Source organism: Nitrospirillum karajorum (genome assembly GCF_036348415.1).
Lineage (GTDB): Bacteria > Pseudomonadota > Alphaproteobacteria > Azospirillales > Azospirillaceae > Nitrospirillum > Nitrospirillum amazonense_B.
Genome location: NZ_JAZBQB010000002.1, coordinates 201,164 through 214,066 on the forward strand (window position 1 = coordinate 201,164; position 12,903 = coordinate 214,066).

The following is a 12,903-nucleotide window of genomic DNA, read 5'->3' on the forward strand; positions in this document are numbered from 1 at the left end:
ATGGGCAGCCATGACCCGGCGCTGCCCTTCGGGGACGTGCCGCCCGATGCGGATGGCGAGGGCGAGCAGCTGTGGATCGACGTCATCCGCCGCATGGATGTCGTCTACAGCGACCTTGTGGCCTCGCAAGTGGCGCTGGAGGAACAGAACCAGCGCCTGCAGCAGGCGCGCGACTTCATGCAGTCGGTGCTGGGCGCCATGAACGACGTCCTGATCGTGTGCGATGCCGCCGGCGCGGTGTTGCGGGTCAACGCCGCGCTGACGACGGCCCTGGGGCGGGAGGAAGCCGACTTGTTGGCCGCCCCCCTGCTGGACCTGTTCGACCCCGCCGACCACACCGATATCCGGGCCTGCCTGGCCAACGGGCAACCGATCGAGGACAAAAGCTGGCACCTGTTGGCCGCGGATGGCCAGCGGGCGGCCGTGTCCGTCAATGGCGCCCCCCGCCGGGACGCGCGGGGCCGGTATGCCGGCATGGTGCTGGCCGGCCGACCCATCGGTGAACTGCTGCGCGCCTATCGTGACCTGGACAAGGCCCATCAGCGCTTGCGCCAGACCCAGCAGCAGTTGCTGACCTCCGAAAAGATGGCGGCGCTGGGCCGGTTGGTGGCAGGGGTGGCGCACGAACTCAACAACCCCATCAGCTTCGTCTTCGGCAACATGTACGCGCTGAAGCGCTACGGCGCCGCCATCACCGGCTATCTGGCCGCTATCGACGCCGGCAAGCCGCCGGCGGAGCTGGCGGCCCTGCGTGACAGCCTGCGCATCGACAAGGTGCTGGCCGACATCGGCCCCCTGGTGGACGGCACCCTGGAAGGGGCGGAGCGGGTGCGCGACATCGTGCAGGACCTGCGGCGCTTCTCCTCCAACCAGAGGGAAGAGCCGGAGGCGTTCAACCTGGTCCGTCTGATCCACACCGCCATTGATTGGGTGATCAAGGCCCAGCGTACCAAGCCGGAGCTACGCCTGGACCTGCCGCCGCAGGTGGAGGTGGTGGGCCGTAAGGGCCAGTTGCATCAGATCCTGGTCAACCTCATGCAGAACGCGGTGGATGCCGTGGAGGGCCGCGACGGGGCGCTCATCCGGATCACGGCGGGGCAGCAGGACGGCTGGGTCGTGCTGACGGTCAGCGACAACGGCCCCGGCGTGCCACCGGAGAACCAGAACAAGATCTTCGAGCCCTTCTTCACGACCAAGCCCATTGGCAGCGGCACGGGCCTGGGCCTGTATGTCAGTTACAACATGGCGGAAAAGGTAGGGGGAAGCCTGAGCTATACGGATGCGGAAGGGGGCGGTGCCACCTTCACCCTGAAGGTCCCGGTCGATGACCGCGGTCTCTGAACCCGCCCGTCCGCTGCGGCTCCTGTGGCTGCAATCCGGCGGCTGCGGCGGCTGCACCCTGTCCCTGTTGGGGGCGGAGAAGCCGGACCTGCTGACCGCGCTGGCGGCAGCCAATGTCGAGCTGCTGTGGCACCCCTCCCTCAGCGAGGCGACGGGTGCGGAGGCGCGGGCCATACTGGAGGCCGCGGCCGGCGACGGGCCGCCGGTCGATATCCTGTGCCTGGAGGGGTCGGTGATCAACGGGCCGGGTGGCACCGGCCGGTTCCACCTCATGGCTGGGACGGGCAAGCCCATGCGCGACTGGGTCGCCACCATCGCCCGCCGGGCCGGTTACGTGGTGGCCGTGGGCAGTTGCGCCGCCTTCGGGGGCGTCACCGCCGCCGGCGGCAATGAGGTGGAGGCGTGCGGCCTGGCCTATGACGGCACCCGGGCGGGCGGCCTTCTGGGCGCGGACTTCCGCTCCGCCCGGGGCTTGCCTGTCATCAACATCGCCGGCTGCCCCATCCATCCCGGCTGGTTCACCGACACCCTGCTGCAGATCGGCGCTGGCACCTTGAGCGCGGCCGACCTGGATGAGTGGGAGCGCCCGCTGGCCTACACCGCCCACCTGGTCCACCACGGTTGCGCCCGCAATGAGTTCTATGAGTTCAAGGCCAGTGCCGAGCAGCCGGGCGACCTCGGCTGCATGATGGAGAATTTGGGCTGCAAGGGCACGCAGGCGCGGGCCGACTGCAACATCCGGCCCTGGAACGGCGGCGGGTCCTGCCTGGACGGCAACTACGCCTGCATCAACTGCACGGCGCCGGGGTTCGAGGAACCGGGTCACGCCTTCGCCGTCACGCCCAAGCTGGCCGGCATCCCCATCGGCCTGCCGACGGACATGCCCAAGGCCTGGTTCGTGGCGCTGGCCTCCCTGTCCAAGGCGGCGACGCCCAAGCGGCTGCGCGACAACGCCGCGCGGCCCACGCCCGCCGTTCTTCCCCATGACAAGCGCAAGGACAGCGCATGAGCCGCCTGATCGTCGGTCCGTTCAACCGTGTCGAGGGGGACCTGGAGGTACGCCTGGACATCAGCGCCGGCGTGGTGGCTGATGCCCGTGTCGTCTCCCCGCTGTATCGGGGGTTCGAGGCCATGCTGGTGGGCAAGCCGGCGCTGGACGCGCTGGTCTACGCGCCGCGCATCTGCGGCATCTGTTCCGTGTCCCAGTCGCTGGCGGCGGCGCGCGCGCTGGCGGCGACCGGTTCCGTGCCAGTGCCCGCCAATGGGGGGCTGGCGGTCAATCTGATCCATGCGGTCGAGAACGTCGCCGACCACCTGACCCACTTCTACCTGTTTTTCATGCCGGACTTCGCCCGACCTGTTTACGCCGGCGAATCTTGGCATGCCGACGCGGCGGCGCGGTTCGCGGCGGTGAAGGGCAGCGCCGCCCAGGACTTCCTGCCCGCCCGGGCGGAGTTGATGAACCTGCTGGGCATCCTGGCGGGTAAATGGCCCCATACCTTGGCGATCCAACCGGGGGGATCGACACGCGCCGTGTCGCGGGCCGAGCTGGCGCGGCTGGGCGCCCTGCTGGCCGCCTTCCGCCGCTTCCTGGAACGCGTCCTGTTCGCCGATGCCTTGGAGGCTGTTGCGGCCTTGTCGACCCGCGACGCCTTGCTGGCCTGGGCGGAGGCAAGGGCCGCGCGAGGCGATTTCGCCCGCTTCGTGCTTCTGTCGCAGGCGACGGGCCTGAACCGTCTGGGGCGCACCGACCTGCGGCATATGAGCTTCGGCGCCTATCCGTCATCCGACGGGCCCTTGTTCCCGCGCGGCCTGTTCCGGCGGGGCGTTGGCGGCGTGCTGCCGGTGGACCGCATTACCGAGGATGTCAGCCACGCCTGGTATCAGCCCGCCCCCGATGGTGCGCCGCGTTCCCCCGCCACCTGGGGACCCCACCCGACGCGACGCGGGACGACGCCTATTCCTGGTGCAAGGCGCCGCGCCTGGAAGGGGAGGTGGCGGAGGTGGGCGCCCTGTCGCGCCAACTGGTGGCCGGCCACCCGCTGCCCCGTGACCTGGTGGCGCGGGATGGAGCGACGGTCGAGGCGCGGGTGGTGGCGCGATTGCTGGAGGTCGCCTTGGTCACCATGGCCATGGAGCGCTGGCTGCGCGCCATCGATCCGGCGGCCCCCTTCATCGACCATACACCCCTGCCGGCGGCGGGTGAGGGGGCCGGCCTGACGGAGGCCGCCCGGGGCTCGCTGGGTCACTGGGTGAACATCCAGGGCGGGCGCATCGCCAACTACCAGATCATCGCCCCCACGACCTGGAACTTCTCCCCCCGCGACGCCGCCGGCACGCCGGGGCCGTTGGAGCAAGCGCTGCGCGGCGCCCCCGTGCGGGAGGGGGAGAGCGAGCCGGTGGCCGTGCAGCACATCGTCCGTTCCTTCGATCCATGCATGGTCTGCACGGTGCATTGATGGCGGCGCGTCGCATCCGCGTGCGGGGCCTGGTGCAGGGGGTGGGGTTCCGGCCCCATGTCTGGCGCCTGGCGCGGGCGCTGGATATCGCTGGCAGTGTCGCCAACGATGGAGAGGGCGTGGTCATCCACGTCTGGGGGGACGCCGCCACCCTCGACGGTTTCCAGAACCGGCTGCGTGATGAGGCGCCACCCCTGGCGCGCATCGACAGCGTCGAGGCCTGGCCCCATGACGGCCCGGCGCCCAGGGGCTTCACCATTGCCGCCAGTGCCACTGGAACCGTGCGGACGGGCATCGTGCCCGACGCCGCCACCTGCCCCGCCTGCCGGGCGGAGCTGTTCGACCCCGCCAACCGGCGCCAGGGCTATGCCTTCGGCAACTGCACCCATTGCGGGCCCCGGTTGTCCATCGTCCGGGCCATCCCTTATGACCGCGTCAACACGGCCATGGCGGCGTTCCGGATGTGCCCGGACTGCGCCGCCGAATACGCCAACCCCGCCGACCGCCGTTTCCATGCCCAGCCGACGGCCTGCCCCGCTTGCGGCCCCCGGCTGTGGCTGGAACCCACCCCGGACGCGGGAACGGATCCGCTGGACGCGGCGGCGGCGCTGCTGCGGGCGGGCGGCATCGTCGCCGTCAAGGGAATCGGCGGCTTCCACCTGGCCTGTGATGCCGCCAACACCGCGGCGGTCACGGAATTGCGGCGGCGCAAGGCGCGCGATGCCAAGCCCTTCGCCCTGATGGCCCGGACGGTGGACGAGGTCGGGCGGTATTGCCAACTGGACGATATGGCCAGCACCCTGCTGCTGTCGCCCGCTGCGCCCATCGTGCTTTTGCCCCGGCGGCCCGATGGCCCGCCGCTGCCGGATGGATTGGCGCCGGACCAGGATCATCTGGGCTTCATGCTGCCCTACACGCCGCTGCATCACCTGCTGCTGGCCCGCTTGGATGGCCCCCTGGTGATGACCTCAGGCAACCGGTCGGATGAGCCGCAGGAGATCACCAACGAGGGCGCGCGGGATCGTCTGGCCGGATTGGCCGACGCCTGGCTGATGCACGACCGCGCCATCCTCAACCGCCTGGACGACAGCCTCGTCGCCACCACCTCGGAGGCGCCCGCCATCCTGCGACGGGCGCGCGGCTATGCCCCGGCGCCGTTGGCCCTGCCGCCGGGCTTCGATGGCCTGCCGCCCACCCTGGCCATGGGCGGGGAACTGAAGGCCACCTTTTGCCTGCTGCGGGACGGGCAGGCCATCCTGTCGCAGCACATCGGTGATCTGGAGAACGCGGCCGCCCTTGACGATTACCGCGCCCTGCTGCGCCTTTATCGCGACCTGTACGACTTCACGCCGGCGGTCATCGCGGTCGACGCGCATCCGGACTATCTCTCGACCACGCTGGGCGCCGCGTTGGCCCAGGAATGCGGCGCCCGGTTGGTGCCCGTGGGACACCATCATGCCCATATGGCCGCCTGCCTGGTCGATGGCGGCATCGGCCTCGCGGAAGGCGGAGAGGGCGCCTTTGGTGTGATCCTCGACGGGCTGGGTCTCGGTACCGATGGGACGCTCTGGGGGGCGAGATCCTGCGCGGGGGATATCGCGGCGTTGTCCGTGCCGCCCATATCGCCCCCGTGGCCCTGCCCGGCGGCGCGGCGGCGATGCGGGAGCCGTGGCGCAACCTGGTCGCCCAGATGCGGCATGCCTTCGGGCCTTCGTGGCGGGACCAGGCGGGCCCGGTGCTGGGCCGTTTGCCCCTCCCCACGTCCGTGGGCGTGCTAGAACGCATGATGGAGACGGGCACCAACGCGCCGCCCTGTTCCTCGGCGGGCCGGTTGTTCGATGCGGTGGCGGCGGCGCTGGGCATCCACCCCGCGCGTATCGGGCACGAGGCCCAGGCCGCGATGGCCCTGGAGACGCTGGCGCGCCCTCATGTCGCCGCCGCCCGGCCCTATCCGGTGGCACTCGGCCAGGGTGATCCCCTGGTGCTTGGGTGGCGGCCGATGTGGCAGGCGCTGCTGGCCGACCTTCAGGCTGGGGAGCCGCCGGGGCTGATTGCCGCCCGCTTCCACCTGGCGGTCGCCGACGCCTTGGTCACGGCCGCGCTGGGCCTGGGGGCGGGTCCGGGAACGCTGGTGCCGCTGTCGGGTGGGGTTCTGCAGAACCGCATTATCCTGGCGGAGATCCAGGTCCGCCTAAAAACCGCCGGTTACCGGCCGATAGCGCACCGGCAGGTGCCGGCCAACGACGGCGGCTTGGCGCTAGGGCAGGCCGTGCTCGCGGGCCTCATGGCATCCGCCGGGTAACGTCATCGCCGGCGATCGGGGTCGATTCGCGCACCGCTGGTGCCGGGAGGCCTGATGGGCAGGCTTCCGCTGCTAGCTAGCGTCCCCGCAGAAGCGCCGCCAGGTCCAGGTCGAACCGCAAGCCGATGACGAAAGCGTCCGGAGCGTCGTGCAGGCGGGCGGGGTCGCTGAATTGGTCTGGATGGATGACATATTGCAGGTTGGGCTGGATGCGAACGGCGCGGTCCAGTTGCACGCCGTAGCTCAATTCCATCATGATCTGATCGTCCGCCGGCGTGCCGCTGCCGCCCGCCGCCGCGCGGGCCAGGCGCAGGGCCTCCAGGGCGTCGTGGCTGTACTTCTGCTGGTTCACGACGAAGCCGATGGTGTCGTTGTCGCGTCCCGCGAAGGTGCCGCGTTGGACCAAGCCCAATTCCAGGAAATGGTCCTCGATCAGCCGGCCGCTGACGCCTGTCATCGCCACGCCGAACAAGGTCAGGCCCCGCTGTGACGTGTCATCGGGACGCAGCACCATTTGTTCGAAACGGAAGAACACGCCGGATCGGCCGTTCAGGGTGGCGTTGGGCTGGCCACTGATCACGGCGGCGCGTCCGCTCGCGTCGCGGAGCGGGTCGGTATAATCGGCGCCATCATACCAGCCGCCGACTTCGTATTTGCGGGGCAGGCGGTCGTTGTCAAACGTCGTCTGATACCCCAGCGCCATCGGCGCGATGGCGCCCGTGGCGGTGGAGGTGCCCCAGTCGAAGCCATGCTCGGTGCTGGACTGGTGGCTGGGGTTCACTTCGTAGGCGCCGACATGCAGATAGACCGTCGGTGTCAGCCAGGCGGTGGCATGGGCACCCCAACTGGACACCGGCCACCAGGTGAAGCTGCTGGTTTTGAAGACGAAGGTGGGGTTGCCGCAGGCGGAGTTGATCTGGAAATTGGCGCAGAGCGACGACCCGAGGAAGCTGATGTTGGCCACCGTGCGCCCCCCTCCACCACCAGGCGGCCGTCCAGCAGGGACTGTTCCACCGTGAAGCGGGCCAGGCGCGTGTTCTGCGCGCCATAAATCTCCTGCAGCGAGGTGGTGCTGCCCAGATACTGGGCAGCCAGGTTGCTGCCGTGGCGGTTCACCGCGGCGACATGCAGGGTGCTCCCGCTCCAGTCCAGGGCGTTGTTCAGGTTCACATCGGCGCCCAGCAGAATTTGGCCGGCATAGGCCGCCCCCTGGCGCATGCCGCCGCTGGGATTGGCCGCCGCCTCGCCGGTGTAGCTGGCCAGCCAGTCGATGGTCTCGCCCGTGCCGGGTTCGGCGGCCAGGGCGGCGCTGGACAGCATCATGGCCAGGACGGCCACTGGAAACGTTTCCACAACGGGGCGCAAAAATGGGGTCGGCACCGACGGTGCGATTGGGCGCATGGATCATCTCTCCCTGGGTTCTTCTGGTTACGGCCTTGTGGCGACCACGTTGATTGGGTGGCCCCGGCCTTCAGACCGGGCGCTTCAGGACGCGCAGGGCGACGGCCGTCACCCCGGCGCCGATGGCCAGTGCCGCGATATAGCCGCCGACATGACTGACGGCGTTGGGGATGGGCAGCACGAACACGCCGCCGTGGGGCACGCGCAGCTCCGCGCCGATGGCCATGGAAATGGCGCCCGCCACGGCGGACCCCGCCACCAGGGCCGGAATGACCCGCAGCGGATCGCGGGCGGCGAAGGGGATGGCCCCCTCGGTCACAAAGGCCAGGCCCAACACCGCCGCGGCGCCGCGCGTTTCCCGCTCCTCCGCCGTGAAGCGGTTGGCGAACACTTGGGCGGCCAAGGCCAGGCCCAAGGGCGGGGTCATGCCCGCGACCATGGCCGCTGCCATCGGGGTGTAGACCTGGCTGGCGATCAGGCCCGTGGAAAAGGCGTAGGCCGCCTTATTGATGGGGCCGCCCATGTCGAAGGCCATCATGCCGCCGATCAGGACGCCCAGCAGGATGGCGCTGCTGCCCTGCATGCCCTTCAGCCAGGTGGTCACGGCGGCCAGCGCGCCGGCCGCCGGTCCGCCCACGACGTAGATCATCAGCAGGCCCGTCAGCAAGGTGCCCAGCAAGGGCAGGATCAGCACCGGCTTCAGGCCCTCCAGGGTCCGGGGCAGGCGGATATGGCGGTTCAGGAAGGCGGTGCCGTAGCCGGCGATGAATCCGGCCAGGATACCCCCCAGAAAGCCCGCCTGAAGATTGGCCGCCACCATGCCGCCGATCATGCCGGGCGCGATGCCCGGCCGGTCGGCGATGGAATGGGCGATGTAGCCCGCCAGCACCGGCACGATCAGCACGAACGCCCCCTTGGCCCCAACCTGGAACAGGGCGTAGGCCAGCGTGCCCTTATGGGCGTCGTCATAGGCGTAGATGCCGCCCAGCGCGAAGGCCAGCGCGATCAACAACCCCCCCGCCACCACGAAGGGCAGCATGAAGGAAACGCCGGTCATGAGATGCTTATAGGGGCCCGTGCGCCCGCCGCGCCCGGCCTTCGCCCCGGCGACGGCCGGGGGCGCAGCGCCCGCGGCCCGCCCCGCGTCCGGCGCGCCGCCGTCCGCCCCGGCCAAGGGCGTCGCTTCGGCCAGGGCCCGCTGGATAAGGCCGGCGCCATCGGCGATCGCGGGTTTGGTGGCTGACTGGAACACCCGCTTGCCGGCGAAGCGGCCCAGATCCACTTGGCGGTCCGCGGCGATGATGACGATGTCGGCGGCGGCGATCTCATCATCCGTCAGGCCGTCGCGGGCCCCGACCGATCCTTGCGTCTCCACGCGGATGACATGCCCCAGCGCCTTGGCACCCTGCTGCAGGCCCTCCGCCGCCATGAATGTGTGGGCGATGCCCGTCGGGCAGGAGGTAATGGCCACGATGTGTCGTGGCCCCTCGGCTTTTTCCGGTGCTGCCAGGACGAGCGTGTCCAAGGCCGCGGCGGGGTCGGCCAGGACGGCCTCGATGCTGGTGCTGTGGTGGGGCAGTGCCCCAAAGCGATCAGCGTCCAGGATGCCCGACCCCACCAGGAGAACGGCGTGCGCGTCCTGAATCTGCGCCGGTTCCAACGCGCCAAGGACGCCCTGCCCGGTACGCACCTCCACAGCGATGGTGTGGCCTCCGTTGGTGGCGGCCTTGCGCAGGGCCTCCGCCGCCAGCAGGGCGTGAATGGTCATTTCACCGGCGCCGATTACAGCCAACATTGTGGACATGGTTCCTCCCCGGGGGCGGGTCTTCGGCCCGCCCGCCCTTCATCCTTCAGTGCGGCGCATGCGTCGCGGTGGTTGATGCCCAATCATCGGCGGCTGTCATCGTGACCTGGTCGGCCAGGGCCCGGACGATCTCCACCCCGGGTAGGTTGGGGCCGGCGCGGCCCAACTTGGCCACGGCGAACCCGGTCGCCAGGCGGGCGAGCGCCTCCAATCCCAGGCCGGCATGCAGACCGGCCGCCAGCCCGGCCACCATGGCGTCGCCAGCGCCCACGGTGCTGCTGCCCCGCACCTCGGGGGCTTGGGCGTGCAGGGCGGTGTCGCCGTCCACGAACAGGGCGCCGCCGGTGCCCAGGGACACGACCACCAGGGGGATGCCATGTCCTTGCAGGTGCCGCGCCGCCGCCAGCACGTCGGGCGGAGCCAAGGGCCGGCCGGCCCAGCCCTCCAACTCATGTCGGTTGGGCTTCACGCAATGGGGCAGGACGTCCGCGGCCAGGGCCCGCGCCAACGGCTCCCCGCTGCTGTCCAGGACAACGCGGGCACCGGTATGGGCCAGGCCGGCCACCATCTGGGCATAGGTGTCGGGGGGTAATCCATCGGGCAGGCTGCCGGCCAGCACAACCAGGGTGCCGGGGCCGACGGATTCCTCAAGATAGGTCTGGATTCGCCCCACCGTTTCCGGGACTGCCACCAAACCCGGCAGGTTGATGTCCGTGGTGCGGCCGTCGTGGCGGTCCAGCAGCTTGATGTTGGTGCGGGTTTCGCCGGGCACGCGCAAGAAGCGGTCGAGGATGCCCTTGGCGGCGAACAGCGCCTCGAACGGGGCGGTGTTGTCGATGCCCAGCAGCCCGGTGGCAGCCACATGCAGGCCCCAGTCGGCCAGGCAGGAGGCCACGTTCACGCCCTTGCCCCCGGCATTGTGGCGCACGGCCGCGGCCCGGTGCACCTGGCCTGGCCGCAAGTCGTCGAGGGTGACGGTCTCGTCGATGGCCGGGTTCAGGGTGACGGTGTGCAGGTCAATGCTCATGCCAAGCCTCCTTCCAGCGCCCGCACATCCTCGGCGGCCTCGCAAGCCAAGGCCTGGGCCGCCAGCGCGCGCAGCGCCGTCAACTCGCTATCGCGCAGGCGCGCCTTCACCGCCGGCACCTCCCGCGGGGTCATCGACAGTTCCTGCACGCCCAGGCCGGTCAGCAGGGCGGCGCCGAACGGGTCGCCGGCGATGCCGCCGCAGACGCCAACCCAGCGGTCATGCTTGGTCGCCCCGGACACGGTGGCCTGAATCAGACGCAGCACGGCGGGATGCAGGCTATCCGCCTGGGCGGCCAACTGTGGGTTCTGGCGATCAATGGCCAGGGTGTACTGGGTCAGGTCGTTGGTGCCGATGGAGAAGAAGTCGGCATGGCGGGCCAGGCTTTCGGCCTGCAGCGCCGCGGCGGGGACCTCGATCATGATGCCCAGCGGCACCGCCGGCGCCTCGACCTCGGCCCGGATGCGCTCGCTGATTGTGCGCAGGGCGATGATCTCGGCCGCCGTGGTGATCATGGGGAACATGATGGACAGGCTGGCGCCCGCGCGCGCCGCGCGGTACAGGGCGCGCAACTGCGGCTCCAGCAGATCGGGGCGGCGCAGCAGCAGCCGGGCCCCGCGTACACCCAGGAAGGGGTTTTCCTCATGCGGCAGGTTCAGATGGGCCACCTGCTTGTCGCCGCCGATATCCAGGGCGCGGACGATCAGCGGTCGGTTACCCAAGGCCACGGCCATGGCGCGATAGATGTCGAACTGTTCATCCTCGCTTGGGCTTTCGCCCCGTTCCAGAAACAGGAACTCGGTGCGCATCAAGCCGACGCCCTCCGCGCCCTGCGACAGGGCGAAGGCCGCCTGGTCGGGCAGGTTGATGTTCGCCCCGATGGACACGGTGTGGCCGTCACGGGTGCGCGCGGGCAGGGCGCGGGCCTCCGCTTCACGGGCGCGGGCCTCCGCCTTGACCGCCAGCCATTGTCGCGCGGATGCCAGGTCGGCGTCGCTCGGCTCCAAGTACAGTTGTCCCGACTGGCCATCCAGGATGGCGCTGGTGCCATCCGCCAGTTCCAGCAGGGCAGCACCACCCCCAACCAGGGCCGGCAGGCCCAGTGTGCGGGCCAGGATGGCGGTGTGTGAGGTGGGGCCGCCCGAAGCCGTGGCCAAGCCCACCACACGGGCCGGGTCCAGGCCAGCGGTGTCCGAGGGGGATAGGTCCGGCGCCACCAGGATGCAGGGTGTGTCGGGCAGGTCGAGCAGCGAGTTGGCGCGCAAGGAGGGGTCGATATGCCCCAGGACACGGCGGCCCACGTCGCGCAGATCGGCGGCGCGGGCGGCCAGGACGGGATTGCCCAGCGCGGCCAACCGGCTGGCCATGCGATCCACCGTCTGATTCCAGGCCCAGGCCACGCCATGACCGTCCACCATCAACTGGCAGGCCAGGGTGATCAGGTCGGTGTCATTCAACAACTCCGCCTGGGCTTTGAAAATGCCGGCGTCGGCCGCACCCAGCCGGCGGGCGGTGTCGTCGGCCAGCGCCTTGAGTTGTTGGCGCGTGCGGCTCAACGCCTCTTGCAGCAGGCTGCCCCCCTCCGCCAGGGTGGTGGGATTGTCCGGCACCACCGGGTCCGCCGCCTTCAGCACATGCAGCGGGCCGATGGCCAGTCCTGGCGCCGCCGGCACGCCGCCGATGGCCGTCAGCGGCGCTGGGGGCGTCCAGCCGGTGCGGGGCGTCTGGCGCGCGCGGCTGGCCGCCAGGGCCGCGTCCATCTTTTCCTGGGCGCTCAGGCCGGTGATGGCTTGCCGCATGGCGGCCAGCGCCCCTGCGGCATCACCGCCGGCGGCGGACACCACCACCGTGTCACCGGCGCGCAGGCCCAGTTGCAGCAGGGCGATCAGGTTCTTGGCGTCCGCCGCTTGATCGCCGTGGCGGACCCGGACCTGGGCGGCGAAGCGGCGGGCGGTGTCCACCCAGTGGGCGGCCGGCCGGGCGTGCAGGCCGCTGGGATAATCCACCGTCCAGTCGAAACCGGGCGCGAGGTCACCCACCGGCGCGCCCGCGTTTTCGTCCGTGCGCCCAACCAGGGGTGTATCGCGGCCCAGGGCGGCCGCGATCTCGCCGGCGTCGGTCGTCACCAACAGACGCTCCAACCGGTCGCTGTCCTGGATCAGGCGGGTCAGGCGGCGCAGGATGGTGATGTGCGCGTCGGACTGCGCGGCAATGGCGACCACGAGGCGCGCGCGTTGGCCGGCGTTCCACGCCACGCCGTCAGGGATCTGCAGGATGGCCAGGCCGTTGCGGCGGACCAGGTGGCGATCCTCCCCCAGGCCGTGGGGAATGGCGACACCCTGGCCTAGGTAGGTGTTGGCCACCTCTTCCCGGCGGACCATGCTTTGTTCATAGGCGGGATCGACGCACCCGGCGGCGACCAGCAGCTGTGCCGCCTCGCCAATGGCGTCACGCTTTCCAGCCGGACACGCGCCGAGGCGGATCAGCTCGCGGGGCAGCAGGTCGCTCTCAACGGCGAAGGGCATTCTCGGAACCTCCCGATTTCATTCTTGTGCTTAGTGGTAACGTT

General features: G+C 70.3%; 7 protein-coding genes and 3 pseudogenes. 6 read left to right on the forward strand and 4 right to left on the reverse strand.

All coding sequences use genetic code 11. The annotated features are described in order from the left end of the window. The 6 genes and pseudogenes from UCD39_RS08695 to UCD39_RS28470 all read left to right on the forward strand — a co-directional run bounded on the left by UCD39_RS08695 (nt 1) and on the right by UCD39_RS28470 (nt 6,102). Nucleotides 1-1,341, forward strand: coding sequence for a PAS domain-containing sensor histidine kinase (locus tag UCD39_RS08695; RefSeq protein WP_330495657.1), 1,341 nt, complete (start codon nt 1-3; stop codon nt 1,339-1,341). Then, nucleotides 1,325-2,350: an NADH-quinone oxidoreductase subunit B family protein gene (locus UCD39_RS08700; protein ID WP_330495658.1), complete on the forward strand. Its 1,026-nt coding sequence runs from the start codon at nt 1,325-1,327 to the stop codon at nt 2,348-2,350. The genes UCD39_RS08695 and UCD39_RS08700 overlap by 17 nt, the downstream gene beginning before the upstream one ends. A 122-nt stretch (nt 2,351-2,472) precedes the next feature. Next, nucleotides 2,473-2,658, forward strand: a pseudogene (locus UCD39_RS08705) (nickel-dependent hydrogenase large subunit); the annotation flags it as partial. 170 nt (nt 2,659-2,828) lie between these two features. Next, nucleotides 2,829-3,800, forward strand: coding sequence for a nickel-dependent hydrogenase large subunit (locus tag UCD39_RS08710; protein ID WP_330496526.1), 972 nt, complete (start codon nt 2,829-2,831; stop codon nt 3,798-3,800). Further along, nucleotides 3,800-5,320: pseudogene (hypF, locus tag UCD39_RS08715) on the forward strand (carbamoyltransferase HypF); the annotation flags it as partial. The gene UCD39_RS08710 and the pseudogene hypF, both read left to right, overlap by 1 nt. Then, nucleotides 5,221-6,102 carry a Kae1-like domain-containing protein gene (locus tag UCD39_RS28470; RefSeq protein WP_442943602.1) on the forward strand — a complete coding sequence of 294 codons (882 nt, stop codon included), beginning with the start codon at nt 5,221-5,223 and terminating at the stop codon, nt 6,100-6,102. The pseudogene hypF and the gene UCD39_RS28470, both read left to right, overlap by 100 nt. Before the next feature lie 76 nt (nt 6,103-6,178). On the opposite strand, the pseudogene UCD39_RS28475 reads toward UCD39_RS28470, so the two are convergent. From UCD39_RS28475 to ptsP, 4 genes and pseudogenes are all read right to left on the reverse strand, one after another. Further along, nucleotides 6,179-7,503 (reverse strand): annotated as a pseudogene (locus UCD39_RS28475) (carbohydrate porin). Nucleotides 7,504-7,573: 70 nt separating this feature from the next. Further along, nucleotides 7,574-9,271, reverse strand: a complete 1,698-nt coding sequence (locus UCD39_RS08735) for a fructose-specific PTS transporter subunit EIIC (protein ID WP_442943603.1) — start codon at nt 9,269-9,271, stop codon at nt 7,574-7,576. 82 nt (nt 9,272-9,353) lie between these two features. Beyond that, nucleotides 9,354-10,334, reverse strand: coding sequence for a 1-phosphofructokinase (gene pfkB / locus UCD39_RS08740; RefSeq protein ID WP_330495663.1), 981 nt, complete (start codon nt 10,332-10,334; stop codon nt 9,354-9,356). Further along, nucleotides 10,331-12,859 (reverse strand): phosphoenolpyruvate--protein phosphotransferase, encoded by a 2,529-nt coding sequence (gene ptsP / locus UCD39_RS08745; RefSeq protein ID WP_330495664.1) that lies wholly within the window; start codon nt 12,857-12,859, stop codon nt 10,331-10,333. Before ptsP ends, pfkB begins: the two co-directional genes overlap by 4 nt. Nucleotides 12,860-12,903: the final 44 nt, after the last annotated feature.

Coding starts and splice junctions, on each gene's coding strand:
- UCD39_RS28470 (WP_442943602.1), top strand. CDS start 5,221: ATGCGGCGCCCGGTTGGTGCCCGTGGGACACCATCATGCCCATATGGC.
- ptsP (WP_330495664.1), bottom strand. CDS start 12,859: ATGCCCTTCGCCGTTGAGAGCGACCTGCTGCCCCGCGAGCTGATCCGC.
- UCD39_RS08700 (WP_330495658.1), top strand. CDS start 1,325: ATGACCGCGGTCTCTGAACCCGCCCGTCCGCTGCGGCTCCTGTGGCTG.
- UCD39_RS08735 (WP_442943603.1), bottom strand. CDS start 9,271: ATGACCATTCACGCCCTGCTGGCGGCGGAGGCCCTGCGCAAGGCCGCC.
- UCD39_RS08710 (WP_330496526.1), top strand. CDS start 2,829: ATGGCCCCATACCTTGGCGATCCAACCGGGGGGATCGACACGCGCCGT.
- UCD39_RS08695 (WP_330495657.1), top strand. CDS start 1: ATGGGCAGCCATGACCCGGCGCTGCCCTTCGGGGACGTGCCGCCCGAT.
- pfkB (WP_330495663.1), bottom strand. CDS start 10,334: ATGAGCATTGACCTGCACACCGTCACCCTGAACCCGGCCATCGACGAG.